A 22,996-nucleotide genomic window follows, 5' to 3' on the forward strand; every position below is an offset into this window, starting at 1 on the left:
GTCTGTAGTTTATTTATCTAAAATTACTATATTAACTCATTATTTTTCAAATTTAACTAAAATTTAATTGATATGAAGTAATTTAAGGGTTATTACTTTAGTAACCTTTATATATGGTATTACTAGTGATTATTTATTAGATTATCATACTCATGATAATTTTATATGATAAACCTCAATTTTGAAATATGTCATATACTCCAGTAAATAGCCGTAGGGGGGCTATTTACTACTCTATCTTAAAATTATTTTTCTAAGGTTATTAATGGTGATGTTGGAAATATAATTAAGAATATTTTTAAATTATTTTAAAGTCATTTTGTATCTTTATAAAAGAGCTATCAAAAAAAAATAATTCATTTGGTATTGGATTATTTGTTGTACTATGGTTATTAAAGTGAGCCCTTAACTTTATAACCATATTACAGTTTTTTCCTGTTTTTGGTGATGGTTTAAAAATAAAGGGAGTATCTAGTCGGACAGATAGTAATATTCTCCTTTTTCTTTTTGTTCACGATCTTTAAAACTGTCAAGTTTATTTACTCTCGGCCTTTTTGTTTCCTTATCCCTTCTAAATGTAATGTTTAGATTTCCTAAAAACTCGTTCATTGCATTTCTCAAATCGGTTGGTTTTGATGCATGGCCGTTCAAGCCAGGAGTGCCGTTGAACACCATTGCCCTGTCGGATATGTAATCGATGAATACGATGTCGTGGTCCACAATAAGTGATGCGGCGTTTCTGCTTTCAACCATCTTGCGTATGACCCTTGCGGCAATCAGTCTCTGTTCCACATCCAGAAATGCGGTAGGCTCGTCAAAAAGATAGATTTCAGCATCTTTTGCAAGTGTTGCTGCAATGGCTAATCTTTGAAGTTCCCCTCCACTTAATCCGCTGACCGGTTTGTCAAGCATGTCGTCCAGGGTTAATGGGTTCATTATTTCGCTTTCAAAGATTTTAGATCCGAAACTGGGGGCATTCATATATAAAAAGTCGCTCACTGTCCCTTCAAAGTCTGAAACGATGTACTGTGGTTTGTAGGCTATTGTTACCTCCTCATCAACTTCTCCTGTTGTTGGTTCCTCCACTCCAGCAAGCATTTTGGCGAATGTGGTTTTACCAATACCGTTTGATCCGAATGCAGTCACGATCTCATCGTAGAATATCTCGCCGGCATCGGCGGACAGGCTGAATCCGTCATAGTCCTTGCTGATGTCGGTGTAGCTTGCAAGCGCATCCCCCTCATCTTCGGGAGTCGGCGGCCTTATTGTAAACTCAATTGGGTTTCTTCTGATTCTGACGTTTTCCTCAGCCAAAAATCCATTGATATAAGCGTTGATACCTATGCGAACTCCTTTCCTTCCGGACACCACACCATATCCTCCAGGAGCACCGTATAATATGTGGACATTGTCAGATAGGGCATCCAAAGTTGCAAGGTCGTGTTCGATGACAAGCACGCTTTTGCCTTCATCTGCAAGTGAGCGGATAACCTTGACGGCATTCAATCTTTGTGACACGTCAAGCCAGGAGGTGGGTTCGTCAAAGTAGTAGAAGTCACCTTCCCTCAGGACTGTTGCAGCTATTGCGACCCTTTGAAGTTCCCCGCCGCTCAGGTTTTCCATTTTCCTGTCCAGAACATTTTCAAGCTGCAGCTCTTTTGTAACATAGTCAAGCTTATCTCTTTCGTTAACATTTTCAAGCAAATCTCTGACCTTGCCTTTCACAACCTTCGGAAGCTTGTCAACCATCTGCGGCTTTAATATGGTTTTGATGTTGCCTTCGGACAGGTCCTTGAAATACTTCTGAAGGGCTGAACCCTTATAGTATTCAATCACTTCATCCCAATTTTCCTGCGGGTTTTCATAGTCTCCGAAGTTGGGTATCAAGTTACCGGATAGAATGTTCATTATTGTGGATTTACCAATACCGTTCGGTCCGAGAAGTCCCAGAACAGTACCTTCCTCTAATGCGGGAAGACCAAACAGCTCAAACTGGTTTTGACCGAATCTGTGTATTGGATTGTCTGCGGCTTCAGGTAAATTAATAATTGTAATGGCATCAAATGGGCATCTGTTGGTGCAGATGCCGCACCCTTCACATAATTCTTCTGATATCAACGGTTTTTTCGTATCTTCATCAACCACTATGGTGTCTTCATCCATCCTGACACCGGGACAGTAGTGAATGCAAAGATAATCACATTTTTTCGGTTGACATCTGTCTTTGTCTAAAATTGAAATACGAGTCATTATTATCTCCCTAAAATTATAATCATATGTAATTTTATTTTTATTGATTAATTAAATTTTGCAATATGGTATGATTTCAAAAAACTTTTTAATCCCTAAACAGATATTTAATATTGATAATTATGAAACAGGTAATGATAGTCAGAACTGATTTAAAGATGCGCAAGGGAAAAATTGCCGCCCAGTGTTGTCATGGTTCCATCGGTTCTTATAAAAAGACAGATCCAAAAAAAATTAAAAAATGGGAAAATGAGGCCTATGCCAAAGTCGTTTTAAAAGTCCAAACCAAGGAGGAGTTATTGGAACTTAAAAGATTGGCTGATGAAAAGGGGATTTCAAATTATTTGGTTATTGATGCCGGAAGGACTCAGATACCTACATCAAGCATTACAGTTTTGGCGCTCGGTCCGGATGAAGATGAAATTCTTGACGAAGTGACTGGGGATTTGAAACTTTTATAGTTAAACTTATCATTTAATCGTAGCTGTTTTTAATTAAACAAGGTTGTGGTAATTATCATAAAACAGGTTGTTAAGATCGGGGGAAGTCTATTTCCAGATTATGCAATATCTTTGGCGGATAAACTAAAGAACACCTCTTCAGTTATCATTTTGGGTGGTGGAGAATTTGCAAATCTCATTCGCAGATATAATGAAGAACAGGATTTTTCAGATGAAGCGAATCATTGGACAGCCATCGATTGCATGGACATCATTGCCAAACTGGTCAATGATAAGGTGGAGTCTGCAAAACTGGCATTTGATGTGGATGAAGTTAAAAAAATATCTGATGAAGGTTTCACCCCAATTTTTGCAGTTTCCGAGTTCCTAAAGGCAGAGGATCCGTTTGAATGCTCATGGGATATAACTTCAGATTCGATTGCAGCATATGTGGCACACCTCCTAAATGCAAAGCTTTTAATAGTAACAAATGTAAATGGTATATATACCCAAGAACCTAAAGAGCCGGGTTCAACATTCATAAGTAAAATCGATGCAACAACATTACTAACTTTTCAGGAGTCATCGATTGATGTAATGTTACCTTCTCTTTTATTAGAGTTTGGGGCTGATTGTTATGTTGTGAATGGAAAGTTTCCCGAAAGGGTTTTATCTCTTATAGATGATAATGTAAATGATTATAACTTCGATTACACAAAAATTATAGGTGAATAGAAATGAAAACTGTAGAATGTATTTCATGTAAACAGGAAATTCCATTAACCGGACCTTTCGTAGAGTTTGAATGTCCGATTTGTGGAGCAAAAATTGCAAGATGTGAAAAATGCCGTACTTTTGGTCACGCTTACAAATGCGAATGCGGTTTTGAAGGACCATAATTTTTAAATATGGAGGAATTAGAATGGGTGAAGTATTAACAACTATGAAAATCATGCCGGATAGTCCGGACATAGATTTAGAAGCAATCAAATCCACTATTGAAAGTTCAATGCCTGAAGGCGCAAGAATCCAAGAAATTTCAGAAGAACCAATTGCTTTTGGTTTAGTTGCTGTAATTTTACAATTCATCACTGAAGATGGTGAAGGCGGATCCGAACCTGTTGAGGAAATGGTTCAGGCTATTGATGGTGTCGCCAGTATTGAAATTACCGGTGTTGGAAGATTGATGTAGAATCTTTCATTTTTTTATTCTTTTTTTATTATTTTTTTTAGGTTGTCCGAAATATTTATATACTATGTTATACTACCTGTTATATAACACGCGACATATTTTTAGAAAGACATTGTAAAAATTTAGGTATGCCTAAAAAATACCGAAACATTTATATACTATGTCTTACTATGTTATACATGGTGATGTAAATTTAGGCACACCTAAATTTCGAACATTACTTCAAAAATATTATTAGTCAAATAATAATACAATCTCCAAAATAAATTAAATATTAAATTAGCTTTTCACAATTTTCTAATTTAGTATTTTTTCCGGAAAATTATTCTGCCAAAAAAATTTTCCTAATAAAGTCGTTGGTGTTTAAAACTCCTCAACAATTAAACACCATATATCTCTTTTTTCATATGTTGATAAGTACATATAACTACTCTCGGAAATTAAATATGTCAATCATATTTAATTTCACCTATTAATTATTTTTCTAAGGGATGGTAAATCTATTAAATTAAACATAAACCCATATTATATCCAATAAATGAAAATCCTAAAAAGAAAAAGGGGTTTTTGAAAAAATTATGGTGTTATTTTTTCGGTTGTAACGGTCATTGAGTATTAACAAGATTTAAGTAGAATAAAAAAGATAACTTAATACAATTATACTATTTTATATTAATTTAATGTGGGTTGGATTATGAATAGGACAAAAAGACTGATCTTAATTATTATAATTGTTGTTCTTATTGGGTTAGCTGCAATAATTGCAGGTGTTATATTCCTTGGCGAAACTTCTATCTTAGCCACCGGCGATAAACATATTTTAGTTTGCGCCATTGATGAAAGTGAAACTAGAGCCGGAATGGGGGCCTGTGACATGGCATTTATTGTTAGCTTAAATAATGGCACTCTAAAAGATTACACTGCATTTTATCCTGGTGGAATGAGACATCCAACTGCTGCGGAACCCGAAGAATATCAGAAACAGGGTGCAGGCGCTAAATTGCTGATGCACGATGCATTTTATGATGCGGATAATTCTAAAGGACTGCAATATGCAAAGGAAATTGTAGAAAGTAATAAGGGTGTAAAAATTGATAATGTGGTTGCAGTCAATAGTCAGGGATTGGATGCCGTACTTGCTGCAGCAGGACCATTGGAGGTCAATGGCCAGCAAACCAATGCAAGCGCTATTGACATTATCCGTGAAGAGGATTGGAACCAAGGCGTATCCAGAGGGGAAGCCGTATTGGACATTGTTAAAGCGGCTGCCAATAAAGCAAAAGATTCTGATACTAAAAATGCAATGATTAATGCTGCAATGGATCAATTTACTAAAGGAAATATCATTATGGATAAACAAGGCGATTTCGCCGGTTTATTGGCATCAAAAGGAATTGAAACTTTCTTCCATTAATTCCTTTTTTCTTTTTTTTTAATTTTCATATTTTTGGCTCCAGTTTTTTGATTATTATTCCCATAAATGAAACCACTGTTGGGAAAAATAATCCGTATATTATTAATAGAAGATTTCCCGATACTATGTCTCCCATAACGGTCGAACCCGCCATCAGCATTATCAAAATGATTACCGGAGCCAATATTGCTATGAAAGTATAAATCAGAATAAAGGAATTTAATTTTTGTGCGTATTCTTTTAATTTAATTTGTGTTTCAAAGGAAATGTCTTTTGCAATAATGTTCAAGCTATTGGCTAAATTCCCGCCCACTCGTAAAGTGCCGATTATCTGGTGAATCGTCCGACTTAAACCTTCGGATTTGACCCTGTGGGACATTTCTAGAAGTGATTCCTCTGTTGGTTTTCCATATTTCACTTCCTCTAAAACCCTGTTGAATTCCCGTGATAGGGAACCGTAATCTGCATTTTTAATGGTCATTAGTGTATCATGAAGCCCCTTTCCGGATTTTAATTCAATTCCCATATGCCTTAATGCATAAGGCAATTCCTGATTCAAATCGGAATAGGAGTTTTTCTCTTTAATTTGAGGATAATAAATGGTGAAAGTATAAAACATCATAATAATCACCAGATATATTCCCCCCAGTTCCAATGCTAGAAAACTACTTGTCATTATGAATATGACAATTAGGATTGCAATTACACGTTTGTCGAAGAGATGTTCAAGCAGGAGGTTTCTAATTAATTCGATTTGGTCATTTTCAGCTTTTTCACTTCGGGAATAACGGGTCATGTTCAATCTGGAAAAAACATTTGGATTATCCTTTCTTTCACTTTTGTTTTTAATGCCGCTTGGAGAGAGGCTCTTTACGGATTCAAATAGAAATAAAAAGGTTCCTCCCATTGCAATAAAAAATCTTTTTAAAATAATATCACCCGTTTAAGATAATTTCATTTAAGACTTTCTGAGGATTGGCATAGTACAGTTCCAGAACGGCATTCACATCATTCACGGCATGTATATTGTGATTCAACATGTGCTTTAGGACCAGTTCCCTATTTTCTATTTCGTTGTAGATTTCATGCATGGATTTGCCGCTTAAATTGGCTATTTGCGTTAATGTGTTGCTGGAAACGCTAACATTGTCAATGCTGTCCCTTTCGGGATTCCATTCAAAAATCTTGTTCAGCTGGGTTACCCCTTCTTCAACACCCACAATTTCTGCAACTTCACTTATTCTCCTGTATGAAATTCCTGAAGGCGTGTAGATTCTGTTCTGCATTATTATAAAATCAATGGCCTGAATCATTATTTTAGGCACGGACATCGGTTTTGTTGTAAGTCGTGTAATGGTTTCTCTTGCGCTATTTGAATGAAGTGTTCCAAATCCGGAATGGCCGGTATTTAATGCGGTAAATAAAGTGATTGCTTCTTCGCCTCTGACTTCACCCACTATTATCCTGTCCGGTCTTTGCCTTAGGGAATTTTTAACCAGGTCATTCATCGTTAGTTCCCCTTTATTTTCAACATTTGCAGGTCTTGTTTCCATTCGTATAACATGTTCGTGAGGTATTTGAAGTTCCAAAGTGTCCTCAATAGTTATAATTCTCTCCTTGGGTGGAATAAATGCTGATAGGGCATTCAAGGTTGTTGTTTTGCCGGAACTTGTTCCGCCGGATATTATTGCATTGGCAGATTTGACGCCTAATCCATCAAAGCACAACCAAAAAAATGCAGCCAGCTCTAGAGACATTGTTTTTGAATTGATCAAATCAATGATGGTCAGCGGATCCCTTTTGAATTTACGGATTGTAAGTGAAGGCCCATCTGCAGAAACCGGTGGGATTGTGGCGTTTATTCTTGATCCGTCCTTTAATCTTCCATCAAGAATTGGGGATTCCTGGTCAATTCTTCTGTTGATTTCGCGCGCCATGGAGTCGATTAAGTCCAGGAGTTCCTGTTCCCGGTCAAATTGGATGTTGGTTTTCATCATTCCGTATTTTCTGTGATAAACGAAAAGTGGTCTGCCCACTCCGATTACCATAATCTCTTCCAGTTCATCATCCTGAATTAATGAGTCGATCTTGCCATATCCTATAATGTCCCTGAGCAGCTTCCCTGACAAGTTATCTAAATATTCATTTGAGATATTTTTATTTTGATGTTCTATAGAAAACTTGTTGAATATGAATGCCTTGATGTCATTTAATAACTTCTCCTCATTTACTTGGAAATTTTCGCCGGATGATATGGCTAAATCAACCAAATTTTCACGAATTTCATTCAAAAGAATTTTTTCCTCGGGAGAATAATTTTGTTTAATCACGTCATATTGCGGTATAAGTTTGTTATTGCTTTGATTCTGTTTATTTTCCATTTTAAAAACCTACTGATCGTTTTTTCATATTCTTAAAATTAGTAATACTAATTAATAAACTTTTATTACTTACAAAATCATAATTACTGACTTAAAACAAAAATCAAAATACAGGACAATTGTGGTGTGCTATCATGTTGACTAAAAATGATTTGGATGAAAAAATTGATGATATTCAGGAATGCGAAAGATGTGGGGATGTTCAAATTAAAAAATTCTCGCCGGTAAGCGATTATATGGATTTTGATAATCTGGATGATGATTTCAAGCGCTGCATCTGTGGAAAAAGGCCGATCGATGTTGTAATGGCACATATCCTGAAGATAATGATTGAAGAGGAAATCGTTCCCGAAAAAGCAACTCTTAGGCGCAATTCTCCGGTTCCATTGTCCAAATTTTATTACAGTAGCTTGAACCCACAATTCCTAGCCAAAAGAAGCCTAATATTATTGCATCCGGATTTTACAGATAATGCAGCATCAAGACTATTCAATGAGGTTTCGGAAGTGGCATGTGTCCTGAAAGGATCTCCGCAGGACACGGTCGGAATATTTGATAAGGATTCGGACATCAATCACTTTGAAATCCTTGAAGGCGATGACACTCAAATAAATGTCATGAGGACGCTGCTCGGAGATAAAGTCATTCTGGTTAAAAACCAATCCAAACACCATATTGAAGTTGCAATGACTACAGAACAGAAATTGGTCCAGTTGCATAATTACCTGAAGAATAATTCTATCGAAAAGGGAATTGCAGTAGATGCAATGTGCGGTTTGGGAGCCATTGGAATATATCTTTTGAAATATGGCTTTGAAAAAGTAATATTCAATGACATCAATCCAGAAATGATCGAATCGTTAAAAGTTAATCTGGAAATTAATGAAATTGCTGATGGTTATGAAATTTACAACGAATCATTTGAGGATTTGAAGATTGATAAGGTTGATTTGTGTGTTGTTGATGCATTTCCTGACGCAGACATATCAAAAATAAAAGAAAAAGCAGAAAAAATAGCGGATAATGTGATTATTATCTAGCTATTCATAAACAACTTCTTTCAAAGTCTTCAGCAACTATGGATAATAGCTTTTTAATAGATTCAGACATATTTATTTCGGTTATATTTGTTTTTGAATTATATTTTTGAAATGTGTATTCCTGAGCGAATGACCTGCTCATGAATTCAATATTTTCAAAATTTAAAATTACATCAGATTCTTTATTTATTTCTTGAAAAAGTTTTTTTGCCGTCGGACCCATTCCTAATTTTTTTGGATATTTTTCTTCAAGAATTATTTCCTTTTTATTCATGGTTAACCCCAGTAATCTTATTAATCTTTTCATATTTTAAATATTCATATATATTTTCTATTTTTTTATTATTAATTCTTAATATTATGAAAGTTCCAATTATTTTATTTTTATTATCATAAGTTTCAGCGCCTTTTTTGTTTATTAAACATATTCCATTTCCAGATGCAATTAACATTTCTCCATCAAATCCCAAAGTTGTGATTCGAGCACTTGAATTTAATCCTCTGCCATGTAAGTTATATTTTTCTTTATCGGTTGTTTTACCATTTATTGCATCAAATATAACTTCATTATCATTATCATAATTAAAAGAAGCATCTCTAAAGCTTCCTGGAATCCCAATACCATCATCTAGAATATAAATTTCAATAATTCTTTCATTGTTTTCAATATTAAACTGTAAGTAGGCATTTTCAAATTTTGAATGTTTATAGATGTTAATTAATATTTCATAAAGTAAAAAATCCATTCCTTGGATATCTACATTTTTTGGAAGGATTTTTGATATTTCATCTGTTAATTCGGATAGGTAACTTTCAATTTTATCTGAGATGTTAATAAAATCAATAAAGTTATAGAATTTTAGTTTTTTAATTTCATCTGGATTTTTTAGTATTTTATCTATTTCTTTTTGTGAAATAAAATTATTTCTTCTTAAATGTTCCAATTGGGGTAAATAAATCGAGTTATTTAATTTTAAATCATTTTTATCTTTGATTCTATCAATAGAATTTAATTTTTTGATATGGTTATATAATTCATTTTTCATTCAAATCACCGAAAACATTTGCATATAGATGACGATAGCCGGAATAATTAAAATCCCCATTAAATGGGACTTTCCGATTCCGAGAAAATGGGGTAGCATTCCCATTGCAGTAGAGGTGATCAAAGCTAGAGTCATATAAAGAACGGGGGCCTGATAATAAAAAATGAAGATGTATAATATCAAAATCTGAAGCATAATCACTCCAATCGATAATTTTTTATAATCAACACCGTCCATTAGTCTGGAAAAGGAATCGCCTAATTTTAAGGATAATGCCAAAGAAACGGAAACGGATATTAGTGAAGCAAAAATAAATATTGCCAAATGGTTGATGGTCATTTCAGATATTAGGTAGGACATATAAACAGCTATTCCGCTTCTGGGGTTTCCGATAATGTAAATCGCTATTAATGAGAAGAGACAATCTGAAACGTTTAATCCGGATGTCGCAAGCAGGAAATTGACTGTGTCATCATCGTCATTATCGTTTGCACCGCTTGCTGCCTGAGCCATCACTGTTCCCTGTGCAGGTCCAAAGCCTGGAAGAAAGCCTAAAATCGCCCCCGTAATTCCTCCTGTGAAAATGCTTTTTAATTTGTTAAAATCCAAATCAAGTTCATAGAATTTATTCTGATGGGGTATTGTTGAGGATTCATTTAAACTGAACAATATGGTGCTTATTCCGAAAAGGCCTGAAAATGTACACATCAGGGTCACTCCTGATGATATGGGGGTTTGAAAAATAATCCAGCCTAGAATCCCTGAAAGAACAAAAAGAAGCAACGACCATATAAAATCACGATAGGAGTTTGTTAACCTGTAGGTCAGATAAATTGATGCTGAAAGCAGTATGGCCCATGTGAACGGTTTTGTTAAATCGTGTAGGGTTGGAAGGGCGATTGCAAAGACTGGAAGCATCATTACCGTAACTATGATTGATCCAAAGCCTCCAATCGATACTATTCTTATGACTTCTTTAGACCTTCCTTGCAGCACCATTCTGTGTCCTGGAAGTATTGATGTTGCTGTTCCTTCCTGTGGGACTCCCAATAGCATTGAAGGGACAAATTCAATCAGGGCATGTGCTATTGACATTGCAACCATCAAAACGCAAAGGAATTCGGGTGATAAGAACGTCAATAAGAAAGTGGATGAGGCAAACAATATTGCTCCGGCCGTGTTAACATGTATTCCAGGTATCAATCCTGTAGTCGTTCCAATTAATATGCCTATAAAACAAGCGATAACTAATTCTATCATGGCTATTAATTATTCTAACTATAATTTAAACTTTGTTGAGGCCATTAAAGAATATTGATGTCTTTTTTAAGAATTTAGTTCGTTATAAAAAATTGTTTTCAATTGGTAAGTATGTGATGGAATTTAGGGTGGGCGATGATGATGGAATTAAAAGTTACTTCGATTGAATTCTAATGATTTTAGAGATATTTTTGATAAAACTTCAGTTAACTCCTCTTTTGACATATTGAATTCTTCATAGATCATGTCGTCCCATTCTTTTTCTTTCTGTTCTAAAAATTGAGCTGTTTCAATCCCTTTTTCAGTTAATCGTATTTTGTATGCTCTTTTGTTGTTTTCGTCAATTTCCCTTGTAATCAATCCTTTTTCTTCAAATTCTTTAAATGCTCTTGAAACGCCACTTCTGTCCATTAAGCAAGCTTTTGCTATATCTGATTGGTTAGTTCCCATTTCGTGGTATAAAAACATTAACATATAGTATTGGCTAGGCAATATCTCTGTTCTGCTTTTAATGTGTTTGTTTATATAAAAGTCATGTGTTTTGGTCAGGGAAATTAAATAACAAATTAAATAGGGTGAATCCTTCATTATATCTTCATATTCAATCATCAAATCACCTATTAAATATCTGTGTTCAATCCAATTTAAATGTTGCTTTATTCAACAATTCAGATAAAAATTTATAACAAGATGTACACATTAATATTATGAACAAGAAAATCATAATTTTTCTAGTGGCTTTATCAGCATTTTTATTATTGTCCAATCCTGTTTCTGCAAAGGAAAATGTGGATATTAAGATAGAATCTGAAGGTGCATTCATCTTAATCAAACTTGTGGATAGTCATAATCATACCATTAATAGTAAAGGAAGAATCCATTATAATATTACGGACCAAAACGGCAATTATAAATGGGCATACAAATCATATAGCAAACTTCATGCAATAAAATATGACCCTGGGAAATATAATGTGAAAGTCAAATTTGATGGGGATTCAAAATATAACTCTGCTGAAGCAAGTAAAAGTGTAGTTGTTTCTTATGGCAAAAGTTCATTTGACCCATATTCCTATTATGATAATAACAATTGGGGTTTGAACCAGAAGATGGATGACTATCTTGAGTATAACTACTGGGATGAGGACCTTTACGATGACCCGCGCACCTATGATGGTGAAGGGCCTTGAATTTTTTTAAAATGAGGTAATTGGTGTTTAAAATATATGGAGGAGATTTAAACACCAATTATGTGTTTTTTGGGATATGGCAGAATTATTTCCCGTTCATATTAAATTAGAAAATTGAGAAAAGCTAATTTAATATTTGATTTAATATTTTTTTGGAGATTGTATTATTATCTGACTGATAATATGTTTTGTTTTAAGCAATGTTTTAGGCATGCCTAAATTTCATCACTTGTATAAAGGGTTGTTTGTCATGGTATATAAATGTTTCTAAATTTTTAGGCATACCTAAATTTTAATTGCCCTATACTCTTAAATGTTTATATAGAATAAAAATAAAGTTATTATTACGTTTTGGTAAACCTAATTTTTCAGCATACTTAAACTAAAATATTTTGTGTGAAAATGGCATTTCAGACAATATTCGGATTTTTATATTAAAATGGGAGATTGGTTAATGGAAAAATTAATTGTGGGATTGGCAGGAAACCCGAATGTGGGAAAAACAACAGTGTTCAATCAATTGACTGGCATGCACCAGCATGTAGGAAACTGGCCCGGAAAAACTGTTGAAAGGGCAGAGGGCAATTTCAATCATGGTAATTATGAATATGACATTATTGACTTGCCGGGCAACTATGCGTTAAGCGCTCATTCTATTGAGGAAATCGTTTCAAGGGATTTCATTGTGGATGATGACTCCGATGTTATTATTAATGTGGTTGATGCCGCTAATTTGGAACGTAATTTATATCTGACTGTTCAGATGATGGAGTTGGGCGCCAATCTTGTGATGGCGCTTAATATGAATGACTTTGCCAGGAAAAAGGAACATATCATCAATCTTGATTTGATGAGTGAACTTTTAGGTTTTCCGGTCATTGAAATTAATGCAAAAGATAAAGAGGGTTTCGATGAACTGTTAACTGAAGTTGAAAAGGCATCTAAAAATCCAAGGGATACAAGTGAAAAATTGTCTTACGGCAATGATATAAAAGGTCATCTGATGGATTTGCAGGCATTGATTGAACAAGATAGTGATTTACTGAATGTTCCTTCCATATGGACAGCCATAAAATTATTGGAAAAGGACACAATTGTCATAGAGAAAGTTCAAAAATCCCCTAAACAATCTCAAATAATGGCTGAAGTGGATAAGGTAAGCACACATCTTCGTGATGTATATAAAGAAAGCCCTGAAGAGGTTATTGCTAATGCAAGGTATGCATTTATTGACGGTCTGATGGCGGAATCTGTTAAAAGGCCTGCCGTTGAAAAGGAAACCATGACCGATAAGATTGATAAGATTGTTACAAATAGGGTTTTGGCCCCGTTCATATTTATTTTAATCATGTATGCAATGTTCCAATTGACATTCACTATCGGCGCTCCTTTCCAGGAAATGATTAGTCAGGCATTTGTTTTATTGAGCAAATCGTTAGGATCTTTCTTGGGTGAAGGTTTGCTTTCTTCATTGATTTGCGGAGGAATTATTGGGGGAGTGGGAGGAGTTCTTTCTTTCTTGCCAATCATTATTCTAATGTTTTTATTTTTAAGCATTTTGGAAGATTCCGGTTATCTTGCAAGAGCTGCTTTCACTTTGGATATCGTGATGCACAAAATTGTCGGGCTTCATGGAAAGGCATTTATCCCCATGATACTGGGATTTGGTTGTGGTGTGCCGGCCATTATGGCAACAAGAACAATGGAAAATGAAGGGGACCGTATGCTTGCAATGATGCTTGTTCCATTCATGTCATGTACTGCGAGATTGCCGATTTATGGTATTTTTATAGCGGCATTCTTCACAGAACATAAGGGGATCATGCTGGTTTTGATCTATGTGTTGGGTATTGTTGTGGCGCTTGTTGTTGCGGCCATCCTTAAAAGAACAATGTTTAAAGGATTATCAACACCATTCGTAATGGAATTGCCGTCATATAAGATACCTTCCCTTAAGGGCATATTATTGCATACCTGGGAAAAAGTAAAGGGATTCTTAAAAAAAGCAGGTACCATAATTCTAGTCTGTTCTGTAGTGTTGTGGCTTTTGCAAAACATCTTCCCTTGGGGAGGAAATGACCCTCAAATGAGTCTTTTAGGAATCATAGGCACTTTCCTTGCTCCGATATTTGTCCCGTTAGGATTTGGAACTTGGCAGGCGGCTGTAGCAATTATCTCCGGATTGGCAGCTAAGGAAGTTGTGGTTGCAACATTCGGTACATTGGAAGGGATGGATGAGGATGATGAGGATGGAATCACTGATGTTGTGCATGAGTCTTTCACTCCATTGTCTGCATTTTCATTTATGGCATTCACATTGCTTTACACTCCATGTATCGCAGCTATCGGCGCAATAAAACAGGAAACTAATGGTTACAGATGGCCAATAACTATGTGCGCAATTACTTTGGTGACCGCTTATGTTGTTTCTTTCCTAATTTTCCAAATTGGTGTATTGGCCGGATTTGGATAAGTGCAGTCACTTAAAGGTCATTTTCATTTTTTTTCAATTTTTTAGTTATAACTAAATATTTATATATCTGTTTGGACAAAGTATAGAATAACAAGTTTTTAGCATGCCTAAAAATTTTTTCAAATCCTGATGATGGGGGATATTATGAGAACATTGAAAGATACAAGACCCGGTGAAACTGTTACATTAGTTAAATATCATGACACCGGAGATGTTGATTTAAGAAGACATTTATTAGGTATGGGTTTTGTTAAAGGAGCAAAGATAACCGTTAAAAAAGTTGCTACTTTGGGAGATCCTATTGAAATGAATGTAAAAGGATATGACGTTTGTCTTCGTAAGGAAGAAGCTGAAAATATTGAAGTGGAATAACTTCAATTTTTCATTATTTTTTTTTAACTATTTTTTTGGTGTTATTATGAAATGTCGCATGTGCGGTTTTGAATTTGATGAAACAAAATTAGAAAATCGTGGTTGTTCCAGTTGCGGAAAACATGGTTGCAACAGTATTCATTGTCCTAACTGCGGATTTGCAAATTCTCCAGAATTAAATGAGGAATTTAAGTTTATAGTCAAACTTAAGGATAAAATTAAAAACAGGAAAAGCTTTTTAAATTAGTTTATTTTGGATTTTCTTCAATTGCGATAATTTGGCGTAGGGCACATAAAAAATTACATGGGTCCGATTACAATATCTTTATCTTTTTTTTAGCGAATATGATGTTGGTTATTTATTGATTAAGTTTAGAACTTCATCAACAACTTCATCTATAGTTATTTTACTTGTATCAACATCTAATCCCTTTTCTTTTAAATTATATAGTATTTCGGTTGTTACCGGTGCTTTTAGGTGGGCTTTCTTCAACAATTCCTTGTCTGAAAATATTTGATTTTTGTCCCCTTGAGCGATTATCTCTCCATTATACAAGACAAAAATCTTATCTGCAAATTGATTTACCATTTCAATGTCGTGTGATGAAATAACAATGCTCATTCCTTCTTTGTTAAGATTATTTAGAATGTCCAATACTTTATCAACACCCTCAGGATCAAGGCCGGCAGTTGGTTCATCAAGTATCATTATGTCTGGTCTCATGGCCACTATTCCAGCAATAGCCACTCTTTTTTGTTGGCCGCCGCTTAAGTGGTGGGGTGTTTTATCTTCAAAACCACTCATCCCAACCATTTCCAGGGACTCCTCGATTCTTCTTTCTACTTCGGCGTACTCAAGACCTAAATTCATAGGCCCGAAGGCAACATCTTCTTTAACTGTAGGTGCAAATAACTGGTCATTTGGATCTTGGAATACAATTCCTACTTTTTGTCTTACTTTAAGTAGTTTTTCTCGCTCAAAAATGATTTTTTCACCTTCTACTTCAACATGCCCTGATGTAGGTTCTGTTAAACCATTAAAATGGGAGAATAAGGTTGATTTACCAGCACCATTTGGCCCCATTATTGCTATTTTTTCCCCTTTTTTAATTTGAATATTTACATTTTTTAAAGCCTGTGTTCCATCATGGTATGTGAAGGATAAGTTTTTTGTCTCTAAATGAATGTCTGTCATGTTAACACCTAATTAATTGAAAAGTTTTGACTGAAGTAACCTAATTGCCCGGAATATTTGAATAATATGATTTCTAGTAAAATCACGATAATTATGATTGAAATTAAGAATAGATAATCACTTCTTTCAAGTGATTTTTTCTCGTTAAACATTTCGGAAGTGTCTGAAAATCCACGGCTCACCATACTTTTGTGGACTCTTTCCCCCTGTTCATATGCTTTTAAAAACATCATGCCTATTGTGTAACCGACTTGTTTAACTCTCCATTTGTATGGAGTATTACTCCCATGAATATTGAAATTTCTTGATTTTTGACTTTTACGTATTGCCGCAAGTTCATCAACAAATAAAAATAAAAATCTCACCATGATTGATAAAATCATCGCCAAATCACGCGGCATTTTTAATTTTCTAAATGAACTGGCCATTTCCTGAAGGGGTGTTGTTGATGAATAAATAATAATTGCAGTCAATGATACAATTAAACGCACTAATAGAAGAATTGCCCAATTCAATCCAAAATCCGTAATATGTAACCATGAATAACTCCAAATTATATTCCCCGGTTGGATAAATGGTTGAAATATGATTATTGCCCCTCCAAAAGGAAGCAACATTAATAGTCTTTTAAATGAATCGATATATGACAGTTTAGCTATTTTTAATATGATTAATAATAATATCTCTAACATTATCGGTATGAAAAGCTCTTTTGAGACAACACAAACGACAATTATGAATATGGTTGAAATTAATTTGATTCTTCCTTCTAAATTATGTATTGGACTATCCTTTGATGCCAAATCATCAAATCTCATTATTTGAGTTATGTCTGCCATATAATTCCCTATGTTATTATTAAAAATTAGTAGTATATTATTATTTGCTTATGCTGATTTCAATTGTTTTCAATCATTTTTTAAAAAAAAATTGTAGAAATTAAAAAATTTAATTTCTACGTCTTACGATTGCTGCAACTGCATATCCAACACAGAGTGTTGCAATAACACCCAGTACCAAGGCCACTATTTGTAATACTTGGTTTTCAGGGTCATGTGCAAATGCATAGTCTGGGAAGATTGCTTCCGGAATTCCGTTAATTTTTTCAATTGAAAAATCTTCCGGGACTCCTGCATCTTCTGCAGATTTTTCAAGACCATCAGGGTCACCAGATGCGATATATGGTGAAAGACAACAGATTACAATACAAATGACCACTGCAACTATAATAAGATACTTATCTTTTTGTTCCATATTATGCATCTCCTTCAGTTTTATTCCATGCTAACAAGTCAGGTCTGTATTTGTCTAATGCGACAAGCACAATTACGGTTAATACAGCTTCAATTATTCCAATAAAGAAGTGGTATAATACCATTGAAGGAATACCTACATTTGCCGGGAAAGTTCCAGCAATTGCCATTTCGATAGCACATGCGAGTGCTGCGAGTACTGTAGCTAACCATGCTCCAATTCCTGCGGCGGCGTATTTTCCGATTGCACCTTGTAATGCTTTAAAGGTGTATAATCCGGTAAATCCTCCGATAATAGCCATGTTCAATACATTTGCTCCAAGTGCAGTTATTCCTCCATCTCCGAAGATTAATGCCTGGATTAATAATACGACTGTAAATACTAAAACAGCAGCTTCAGGTGCAAGGAATACAATTGCCACTAATGCTCCTCCAACCATGTGTCCACTTGTACCAAATGGAATTGGCATGTTCATAGACATGATTGCAAAAATACCAGCAGCCAATACAGCTAAAAGAGGGATACGTTTTTCATCAAGGTTTGTTCTAGCCCATTTCACAGAGAAGTACAATGCTACTATTAAAATTACATAGTAGATTAGACATTGTGAAATTGGGATGAATCCATCAGGTATATGCAATTTTTATTCCTCCGTTTTTAAAATGAGTAATACTTTTTTATAATTCATTTATATATAATGTATTACTTATCTTGTTTTTTTCATCTTTATTTTAAAAAATATCAAGTTTTATATAATATTTGTCAATTTAAAGTGTAATACTTTCTATATATTACTTGATATTTTATATTTAAACTATATAACACTATATAAAGGTTATTAAAGTAATACAAATTAGTATTATTCAAGTTTTTCGTAATACTTTTTCACTAAAAAGTGGTTAATTTTTTGATTTTACAATTGAAATCAAATAAATAAAAATAGCTATTGCAAAGTATAATAGAACTTGAATGTCTAAAATTCCAGTTTCGATACCTAAAATTGTGTATGTTAAAATTAAAGAGTAAATTCCAATATAAAAGTAGTTTTGTGTTATTCTCATCACTTTAAATCCAACACCCAAAATAAATCCTAAAAAACACATCCCGATTGCAACACCGACCTTGCCGAAGTCAGCAACCATCTGACCGATGAGTGTTGGTGTAACAGTCACTTCTGTTCTCCATGCGATAAGTTTTCCAACCATCATTCTTGGGCCAAGGTCGCTTCCGGGTATTGCACCGGCCAATAGTTTTCCATGGGTCACTCCAAAATTGCCTCCAATAAAATCAAGCAAATTCAGAACATGCAATGTAAAATCCGCCCTTGATTGTAACGTATATATCGGGCTAGTTGATGATGTGATGGTGAGTTCTCCAAGCGACCTGTAATAACCGATCCCGATTATTGCACCAACGCCAAGTATGGCGCCGACTACAACTTCCCAAAGGGATATGATATTTCCATAAAATCCAATGATGATTAGAACGAGGAATGCTGCAAGCAATGGTGTTCTATATCCTAAAAGCAATAAAAATGTGCAATTCATGGCCAGTAAAAATAAAAATCTAAACCTGACCTGCGAACGTGTAATTGTCTTGTTCTGATAATCTTTTAGATAAGCGCTGGCGATTAAACAGGTTCCGGGGATTATTAAAAATACAGGCATCGTAAACATTGGCTTTAATAGGTATCTGATTGAAGGCTTTAAAAGGGGTATTCCTCCAACAGTGGCGACACTTACAAAGAAAAATGCAATGCTTATCAATACTATGCAGAATCCAATGGAATAAATGTCATTCTTATCAAATTTAATTACATTTTCAACGTTATTATTTAAGATGTATCTGGGAAGGATTGCAGATCCGATAAAAAATGATAAAAATCCGATAATTAATGTAATTGTTAAGCTGGCCGATGGTGAATTTATTGATAATAGTAGGAACAGTGCGAATAAAAACAGAACTATCAACGGGTTGAAAATATGATATTTAAGAATTCTATTCTTGTTTAAGAAGTTTAAAAAATCTTCATTTGGATATAACTTTTTAAAATAGCTATTGACCCATTGATTTTCAACAAATTCCAAAATTGAAAAAACAACTGTGAATAAGAAGGATTTGTGGAATTCATCATTTATTTTATTTGTTATTGAAGTAAAAGTAGAATAAATTATGCTCATAAATTACCAACTTAAAAATTTCTAATGTTTGTAACTTCGCAGCTATCTTTAATATGATTTAATTGGCTGTCAGTGCAATTGTAGATTCTGATTGTGATATCGCTGGTTGTTCCATTTATATTGCCTAAAATAGTGTTGATATCATTGATGTTGGTTGCATCTGATTTATCAAGAGTTATCCGATTATCTACATCAGTTGTTTTAACTGATAATCGCTTTCCATGTGAATTAATTTCATTGTCAATTTCTTGCAGCTTGATTGCATCAATCGAATCTAAAGCGATGACTGTAGAAATTTCATAATCGCCGGATAGATTATTTGTTAAGTCTGTTGCTGATTTGATCTCTTTAGGTTTTGCTGTAACTTCAACCAAATTGTCGTATTTGCTCCCATCATTTTCCAATGAGATTTTGTCGATGTAGATGTCGGCATCAGGAACAGTCTGATATAATCCGGCCAAATAAGTGTCGTTATTGGAATCAATTAGTATCTTAACATAATTTCCGCCGGTGCTGGACATCCACTTTACAGTACCGTTTAGGGAAATTTTTTCTCCATTGGTTGCATTGAAACCCTCGACAGTAGTTTTTACAATATGTCCGTCTTTGTAATAATTAGAATAAGTATCGTGTATTTTGTTAATTGTTGAAGCATCAAAAGCGGTTTTTTGTATTTTTGATGAGTCATCTGATGTAATATGTATGAATGCAAAAATAACAGCACAAATTACCAGAATTATTATAATATAATCGATGATTGTAAACTTTTTTTTCATGTTGGAAACCCTACATTATTCTTCGTAAATAGCACCTACGGGGCAAACATCGACACATTCGCCACAGGAATCACATTTGGTGTTATCAATAACGATAGTAAAAGCTTTTTTACTAATGGCCTCTTCCATACACACGTCAATACAATCTTCACAAACTCCACATTCTTCCATATCGATTTGCAATTATTACACCATTTTTAGTTAATTTAAAAAATATTATTATCAGTTTATATTTAAATAACTTAATATTTATATACTTTATTAAATAATATTAAATTATAAATTTCTTTATTAATGTTTGAAATATGGGTAAAATTTATATACTATGTAATATAATATCAATATTGTATGCAAGGGTGCCCGAGCGGCCAAAGGGGGAGGACTTAAGATCCTCTGGCATAGGCCTTCGAGGGTTCGAATCCCTTCCCTTGCACTATTCTATACTTTTTAAGATTTTTGAAATTCTTGATTATGCCTTAGTGGCTCAGGTGGTAGAGCGCCACCTTGGTAAGGTGGAAGTCGGGGGTTCGAATCCCCCCTAAGGCTTTCTATTTGTTTTTGATGATTTCTTTTTTTGATGTTTGACAATGGTTTAAATACTTTAATGAATATAATTATTAAAGAAAATATCATTAAACTATTAATTTAATTTAAGGTGAATAATATTGAATTATAAAAAACTTATATTGGTGGGAGTTATTTCAGCATTTGTTGCTGTATTGACTTCTATTATGGGTGTTGCAGGTACAATTATAGGTTCCGTTATTTCATCTGTTCTTTATAACATGCTCACTGAAGCATTGGATAAACCTGTTGACCGTGCAACTTTCAGCACTAACTTCGAGTGGGATATCGCATATGTGTTTCCAATTGCGGTTATTGCCTTGATTCAATTATTATTGATTTTCGCTTTATTGGCTGAAGCGGGAGTATTTCCTAGCACCTTTATAAGTGTTTACTTGTCCCTTCAGCAACTTGCAGATAATAATTTATACAGACTTTTAGGTGTTGCTTTACTGGTTATTAGTGCATACCCATTGATATTAAAGCCTGATTTTGTTAAAAAGGAACATGGGGTTATCCTTGTTTTTGTCGCTTTGATATTTTTGGCTAGGGGTTTTGTTGATATGGGAAATCGTTTAACAGATATCTATGATGACGTATTCATCATGTTTGATCTTCCGATTGCGATTATTGCATTTATATTATTGGCCTTTGTAATTATAAGGATATTGATGTCTGCAAAGCATTCTGAAAACGAATCTAAAACCATAAGACATGATTCAAATAGAAATTTTGAGAGGGAAAGCACCAGAGTTCATCATTCTAGAAGGCATGGTGATTTCGATTATGTTGATAAAAGAACAATACGTGTTAAAAATCATAGAAAAGACACTTCCGGGTTTCAGAAACAATCAAAAATAAACTTTAAGGGCTCCCTTGATAAAAAACCGGCTGAAAATAATGATGTTGCGGATAACCAATCACACAGCATTAATAAATCTTCAGGAAATATTCAATTCGAATCTAATGATTTATTGGATGATTATAAAAAATAAGATGGTTCTATGAGTAAAAAGGATAAAACCCTAAAGGATATTTTGGATTTTATTTTATATGAAAATCCATCCACTCAGGATGAAATCGCTGAAAAATTTGGCATTACTCGCAGATATGTTACTCAGCTATTGCAGCCTCTCGTTAAGGAGGGCACTGTTAAAAGGGCCTATATGATTGATTTGAAAGGATATGAAAAACTCGCCGAATCTTTGAATGGTTATGAAAGCCCCAAACAAACTTCTGGAAACGTTTTAATAAATGGCATGTTAATTAATATGGCCGGACATGTCCATTCCCAACTGGAAGAATCTTTCAATGCGGTTTTGGAGCATGATGAGGATAAGGCAAAAACGTGCTTTGGAGATGGATTACGCTACCAACAATATGGTTGAAAAGATTAGAACCTCTGTTGAGACTATTGTCAGCTTGAATAAGCATTCCGAATTTTCAAAATCAATGCTGTATAATGAAGTCGCTTATGACTTGGAAAGGATTGGGGATTATTGCGGCCATATCGCAAAATTTGTGATTAATGATATTTATGAAATTGATGATAATATCCTTAAAAAATTAAAAAATATGCATAAGACAGCTCATAAAATGATTAATTTGGCAATGAAGGCCTTTATTGAGGGAAACACTGAATTAAAGTATGATTTAATGGAGTTTGAAGATTCAATCCATATTCTTCAAGCAAAAGCCATTAACATAATTGCAACTCAAATGGCCGAGAATTCATTTGATGAAAAGGAAAGGTCAAATTATTTTATTTATTTGTTTAGAGTTATCAAGGCATTTGAACGAATTGGGGACATATCTGTTGAAATGATGGATGTTGTGGTTGAATTTCATGATAATATTCCAAGGCCAACCACTCCAAGGTCTTTTCGATAATTTTTTATATTTTTTTTAGATTATTTAGTTCACTATTTGTGAATAATATTTCCTAAAAAGCAAACTATATATACTACTT

General features: G+C 34.2%; 25 protein-coding genes, 2 tRNA genes and 1 pseudogene. 14 read left to right on the top strand and 14 right to left on the bottom strand.

Annotation, left to right across the window (positions count from 1 at the left end):
• Window positions 1-471 precede the first annotated feature (471 nt).
• Entirely contained in the window at window positions 472-2,250 is a 1,779-nt protein-coding gene (locus ACKI4K_RS04555) for a ribosome biogenesis/translation initiation ATPase RLI (RefSeq protein WP_407422726.1), read from the bottom strand.
• A gap of 122 nt (window positions 2,251-2,372) precedes the next feature.
• On the opposite strand from ACKI4K_RS04555, the gene pth2 reads away from it, so the two are divergent.
• The 5 genes from pth2 (at window position 2,373) to ACKI4K_RS04580 (ending at window position 5,296) form a co-directional block, all read left to right on the top strand.
• Window positions 2,373-2,711, top strand: coding sequence for an aminoacyl-tRNA hydrolase (gene pth2 / locus ACKI4K_RS04560; protein ID WP_407422728.1), 339 nt, complete (start codon window positions 2,373-2,375; stop codon window positions 2,709-2,711).
• A gap of 45 nt (window positions 2,712-2,756) precedes the next feature.
• Window positions 2,757-3,425 carry a delta 1-pyrroline-5-carboxylate synthetase gene (locus tag ACKI4K_RS04565; protein ID WP_407422730.1) on the top strand — a complete coding sequence of 223 codons (669 nt, stop codon included), beginning with the start codon at window positions 2,757-2,759 and terminating at the stop codon, window positions 3,423-3,425.
• A gap of 2 nt (window positions 3,426-3,427) precedes the next feature.
• Entirely contained in the window at window positions 3,428-3,589 is a 162-nt protein-coding gene (locus ACKI4K_RS04570) for a zinc finger domain-containing protein (RefSeq protein WP_116670085.1), read from the top strand.
• A 23-nt stretch (window positions 3,590-3,612) separates the two neighbouring features.
• Window positions 3,613-3,882, top strand: a complete 270-nt coding sequence (locus tag ACKI4K_RS04575) for an elongation factor 1-beta (RefSeq protein ID WP_407422732.1) — start codon at window positions 3,613-3,615, stop codon at window positions 3,880-3,882.
• Between the two features lie 694 nt (window positions 3,883-4,576).
• Complete coding sequence (locus tag ACKI4K_RS04580; RefSeq protein WP_407422734.1) at window positions 4,577-5,296, top strand: DUF4012 domain-containing protein; 720 nt, start codon at window positions 4,577-4,579, stop codon at window positions 5,294-5,296.
• A 25-nt stretch (window positions 5,297-5,321) separates the two neighbouring features.
• On the opposite strand, the gene ACKI4K_RS04585 is transcribed toward ACKI4K_RS04580, so the two are convergent.
• Entirely contained in the window at window positions 5,322-6,203 is an 882-nt protein-coding gene (locus ACKI4K_RS04585) for a type II secretion system F family protein (protein ID WP_407422736.1), read from the bottom strand.
• Window positions 6,204-6,231: 28 nt separating this feature from the next.
• The gene (locus tag ACKI4K_RS04590; protein WP_407422738.1) at window positions 6,232-7,677 is read right to left on the bottom strand and encodes a CpaF family protein; all 1,446 of its coding nucleotides are present in this window, start codon (window positions 7,675-7,677) and stop codon (window positions 6,232-6,234) included.
• 134 nt (window positions 7,678-7,811) lie between these two features.
• On the opposite strand from ACKI4K_RS04590, the gene ACKI4K_RS04595 reads away from it, so the two are divergent.
• Window positions 7,812-8,717, top strand: coding sequence for an SAM-dependent methyltransferase (locus tag ACKI4K_RS04595; protein WP_407422740.1), 906 nt, complete (start codon window positions 7,812-7,814; stop codon window positions 8,715-8,717).
• Between the two features lie 4 nt (window positions 8,718-8,721).
• Here ACKI4K_RS04595 and ACKI4K_RS04600 read toward each other — a convergent pair whose 3' ends face one another.
• The 4 genes from ACKI4K_RS04600 to ACKI4K_RS04615 all read right to left on the bottom strand — a co-directional run bounded on the left by ACKI4K_RS04600 (window position 8,722) and on the right by ACKI4K_RS04615 (window position 11,632).
• On the bottom strand, window positions 8,722-8,991 hold the full coding sequence (locus tag ACKI4K_RS04600; protein WP_407422742.1) for an STAS-like domain-containing protein: 270 nt from the start codon (window positions 8,989-8,991) through the stop codon (window positions 8,722-8,724).
• Window positions 8,984-9,763 carry an ATP-binding protein gene (locus tag ACKI4K_RS04605; protein ID WP_407422744.1) on the bottom strand — a complete coding sequence of 260 codons (780 nt, stop codon included), beginning with the start codon at window positions 9,761-9,763 and terminating at the stop codon, window positions 8,984-8,986. The genes ACKI4K_RS04600 and ACKI4K_RS04605 overlap by 8 nt, the downstream gene beginning before the upstream one ends.
• A complete protein-coding gene (locus tag ACKI4K_RS04610) occupies window positions 9,764-11,023 on the bottom strand; it encodes a tripartite tricarboxylate transporter permease (RefSeq protein ID WP_407422746.1) in 1,260 nt (419 codons plus the stop codon). It abuts the gene before it with no gap.
• A gap of 147 nt (window positions 11,024-11,170) precedes the next feature.
• On the bottom strand, window positions 11,171-11,632 hold the full coding sequence (locus tag ACKI4K_RS04615; RefSeq protein WP_407422748.1) for a MarR family winged helix-turn-helix transcriptional regulator: 462 nt from the start codon (window positions 11,630-11,632) through the stop codon (window positions 11,171-11,173).
• A gap of 98 nt (window positions 11,633-11,730) precedes the next feature.
• Here ACKI4K_RS04615 and ACKI4K_RS04620 point away from each other — a divergent pair, with 98 nt between their 5' ends.
• The 4 genes from ACKI4K_RS04620 to ACKI4K_RS04635 all read left to right on the top strand — a co-directional run bounded on the left by ACKI4K_RS04620 (window position 11,731) and on the right by ACKI4K_RS04635 (window position 15,305).
• Window positions 11,731-12,213 (top strand): hypothetical protein, encoded by a 483-nt coding sequence (locus ACKI4K_RS04620; protein WP_407422750.1) that lies wholly within the window; start codon window positions 11,731-11,733, stop codon window positions 12,211-12,213.
• A 454-nt stretch (window positions 12,214-12,667) separates the two neighbouring features.
• Window positions 12,668-14,686: a ferrous iron transport protein B gene (gene feoB, locus ACKI4K_RS04625; protein WP_407422752.1), complete on the top strand. Its 2,019-nt coding sequence runs from the start codon at window positions 12,668-12,670 to the stop codon at window positions 14,684-14,686.
• Between the two features lie 144 nt (window positions 14,687-14,830).
• Window positions 14,831-15,058, top strand: a complete 228-nt coding sequence (locus tag ACKI4K_RS04630; RefSeq protein WP_407422754.1) for a ferrous iron transport protein A — start codon at window positions 14,831-14,833, stop codon at window positions 15,056-15,058.
• Between the two features lie 46 nt (window positions 15,059-15,104).
• Window positions 15,105-15,305 carry a hypothetical protein gene (locus tag ACKI4K_RS04635; protein ID WP_407422756.1) on the top strand — a complete coding sequence of 67 codons (201 nt, stop codon included), beginning with the start codon at window positions 15,105-15,107 and terminating at the stop codon, window positions 15,303-15,305.
• Window positions 15,306-15,413: 108 nt separating this feature from the next.
• Here ACKI4K_RS04635 and ACKI4K_RS04640 read toward each other — a convergent pair whose 3' ends face one another.
• From ACKI4K_RS04640 to ACKI4K_RS04670, 7 genes are all read right to left on the bottom strand, one after another.
• Window positions 15,414-16,253, bottom strand: a complete 840-nt coding sequence (locus ACKI4K_RS04640) for an ATP-binding cassette domain-containing protein (RefSeq protein WP_407422758.1) — start codon at window positions 16,251-16,253, stop codon at window positions 15,414-15,416.
• Window positions 16,254-16,261: 8 nt separating this feature from the next.
• Window positions 16,262-17,092 carry a cobalt ECF transporter T component CbiQ gene (cbiQ, locus tag ACKI4K_RS04645; protein WP_407422760.1) on the bottom strand — a complete coding sequence of 277 codons (831 nt, stop codon included), beginning with the start codon at window positions 17,090-17,092 and terminating at the stop codon, window positions 16,262-16,264.
• 109 nt (window positions 17,093-17,201) lie between these two features.
• Complete coding sequence (locus ACKI4K_RS04650; RefSeq protein WP_407422762.1) at window positions 17,202-17,507, bottom strand: PDGLE domain-containing protein; 306 nt, start codon at window positions 17,505-17,507, stop codon at window positions 17,202-17,204.
• A 1-nt stretch (window position 17,508) separates the two neighbouring features.
• Window positions 17,509-18,147, bottom strand: a complete 639-nt coding sequence (gene cbiM, locus ACKI4K_RS04655; RefSeq protein WP_407422764.1) for a cobalt transporter CbiM — start codon at window positions 18,145-18,147, stop codon at window positions 17,509-17,511.
• A 259-nt stretch (window positions 18,148-18,406) separates the two neighbouring features.
• On the bottom strand, window positions 18,407-19,687 hold the full coding sequence (locus tag ACKI4K_RS04660; RefSeq protein ID WP_407422766.1) for an oligosaccharide repeat unit polymerase family protein: 1,281 nt from the start codon (window positions 19,685-19,687) through the stop codon (window positions 18,407-18,409).
• 11 nt (window positions 19,688-19,698) lie between these two features.
• On the bottom strand, window positions 19,699-20,463 hold the full coding sequence (locus ACKI4K_RS04665; protein ID WP_407422768.1) for an adhesin: 765 nt from the start codon (window positions 20,461-20,463) through the stop codon (window positions 19,699-19,701).
• A 15-nt stretch (window positions 20,464-20,478) separates the two neighbouring features.
• On the bottom strand, window positions 20,479-20,646 hold the full coding sequence (locus tag ACKI4K_RS04670) for a 4Fe-4S binding protein (RefSeq protein ID WP_407422770.1): 168 nt from the start codon (window positions 20,644-20,646) through the stop codon (window positions 20,479-20,481).
• A gap of 167 nt (window positions 20,647-20,813) precedes the next feature.
• Here ACKI4K_RS04670 and ACKI4K_RS04675 point away from each other — a divergent pair.
• The 4 genes and pseudogenes from ACKI4K_RS04675 (at window position 20,814) to ACKI4K_RS04690 (ending at window position 22,917) form a co-directional block, all read left to right on the top strand.
• A tRNA-Leu gene (locus tag ACKI4K_RS04675) sits at window positions 20,814-20,896 on the top strand.
• A gap of 40 nt (window positions 20,897-20,936) precedes the next feature.
• Window positions 20,937-21,009 (top strand) — tRNA-Thr (locus tag ACKI4K_RS04680).
• A 119-nt stretch (window positions 21,010-21,128) separates the two neighbouring features.
• Window positions 21,129-22,022, top strand: coding sequence for a hypothetical protein (locus ACKI4K_RS04685; protein WP_407422772.1), 894 nt, complete (start codon window positions 21,129-21,131; stop codon window positions 22,020-22,022).
• Between the two features lie 9 nt (window positions 22,023-22,031).
• A pseudogene (locus ACKI4K_RS04690) lies at window positions 22,032-22,917 on the top strand (PhoU domain-containing protein).
• Window positions 22,918-22,996: the final 79 nt, after the last annotated feature.

Origin of the sequence: Methanobrevibacter sp. (assembly GCF_045644645.1) — an archaeon.
In the GTDB taxonomy this organism is placed as follows: Archaea; Methanobacteriota; Methanobacteria; order Methanobacteriales; family Methanobacteriaceae; genus Methanocatella.

Bases quoted from the DNA above. Each gene is read 5' to 3' on its own strand.
- ACKI4K_RS04555 (WP_407422726.1), bottom strand. From the start codon at position 2,250: ATGACTCGTATTTCAATTTTAGACAAAGACAGATGTCAACCGAAAAAA.
- pth2 (WP_407422728.1), top strand. From the start codon at position 2,373: ATGAAACAGGTAATGATAGTCAGAACTGATTTAAAGATGCGCAAGGGA.
- ACKI4K_RS04570 (WP_116670085.1), top strand. From the start codon at position 3,428: ATGAAAACTGTAGAATGTATTTCATGTAAACAGGAAATTCCATTAACC.
- ACKI4K_RS04575 (WP_407422732.1), top strand. From the start codon at position 3,613: ATGGGTGAAGTATTAACAACTATGAAAATCATGCCGGATAGTCCGGAC.
- ACKI4K_RS04580 (WP_407422734.1), top strand. From the start codon at position 4,577: ATGAATAGGACAAAAAGACTGATCTTAATTATTATAATTGTTGTTCTT.
- ACKI4K_RS04585 (WP_407422736.1), bottom strand. From the start codon at position 6,203: ATGGGAGGAACCTTTTTATTTCTATTTGAATCCGTAAAGAGCCTCTCT.
- ACKI4K_RS04590 (WP_407422738.1), bottom strand. From the start codon at position 7,677: ATGGAAAATAAACAGAATCAAAGCAATAACAAACTTATACCGCAATAT.
- ACKI4K_RS04595 (WP_407422740.1), top strand. From the start codon at position 7,812: ATGTTGACTAAAAATGATTTGGATGAAAAAATTGATGATATTCAGGAA.
- ACKI4K_RS04600 (WP_407422742.1), bottom strand. From the start codon at position 8,991: ATGAATAAAAAGGAAATAATTCTTGAAGAAAAATATCCAAAAAAATTA.
- ACKI4K_RS04605 (WP_407422744.1), bottom strand. From the start codon at position 9,763: ATGAAAAATGAATTATATAACCATATCAAAAAATTAAATTCTATTGAT.
- ACKI4K_RS04610 (WP_407422746.1), bottom strand. From the start codon at position 11,023: ATGATAGAATTAGTTATCGCTTGTTTTATAGGCATATTAATTGGAACG.
- ACKI4K_RS04615 (WP_407422748.1), bottom strand. From the start codon at position 11,632: ATGATTGAATATGAAGATATAATGAAGGATTCACCCTATTTAATTTGT.
- ACKI4K_RS04620 (WP_407422750.1), top strand. From the start codon at position 11,731: ATGAACAAGAAAATCATAATTTTTCTAGTGGCTTTATCAGCATTTTTA.
- feoB (WP_407422752.1), top strand. From the start codon at position 12,668: ATGGAAAAATTAATTGTGGGATTGGCAGGAAACCCGAATGTGGGAAAA.
- ACKI4K_RS04630 (WP_407422754.1), top strand. From the start codon at position 14,831: ATGAGAACATTGAAAGATACAAGACCCGGTGAAACTGTTACATTAGTT.
- ACKI4K_RS04635 (WP_407422756.1), top strand. From the start codon at position 15,105: ATGAAATGTCGCATGTGCGGTTTTGAATTTGATGAAACAAAATTAGAA.
- ACKI4K_RS04640 (WP_407422758.1), bottom strand. From the start codon at position 16,253: ATGACAGACATTCATTTAGAGACAAAAAACTTATCCTTCACATACCAT.
- cbiQ (WP_407422760.1), bottom strand. From the start codon at position 17,092: ATGGCAGACATAACTCAAATAATGAGATTTGATGATTTGGCATCAAAG.
- ACKI4K_RS04650 (WP_407422762.1), bottom strand. From the start codon at position 17,507: ATGGAACAAAAAGATAAGTATCTTATTATAGTTGCAGTGGTCATTTGT.
- ACKI4K_RS04660 (WP_407422766.1), bottom strand. From the start codon at position 19,687: ATGAGCATAATTTATTCTACTTTTACTTCAATAACAAATAAAATAAAT.
- ACKI4K_RS04665 (WP_407422768.1), bottom strand. From the start codon at position 20,463: ATGAAAAAAAAGTTTACAATCATCGATTATATTATAATAATTCTGGTA.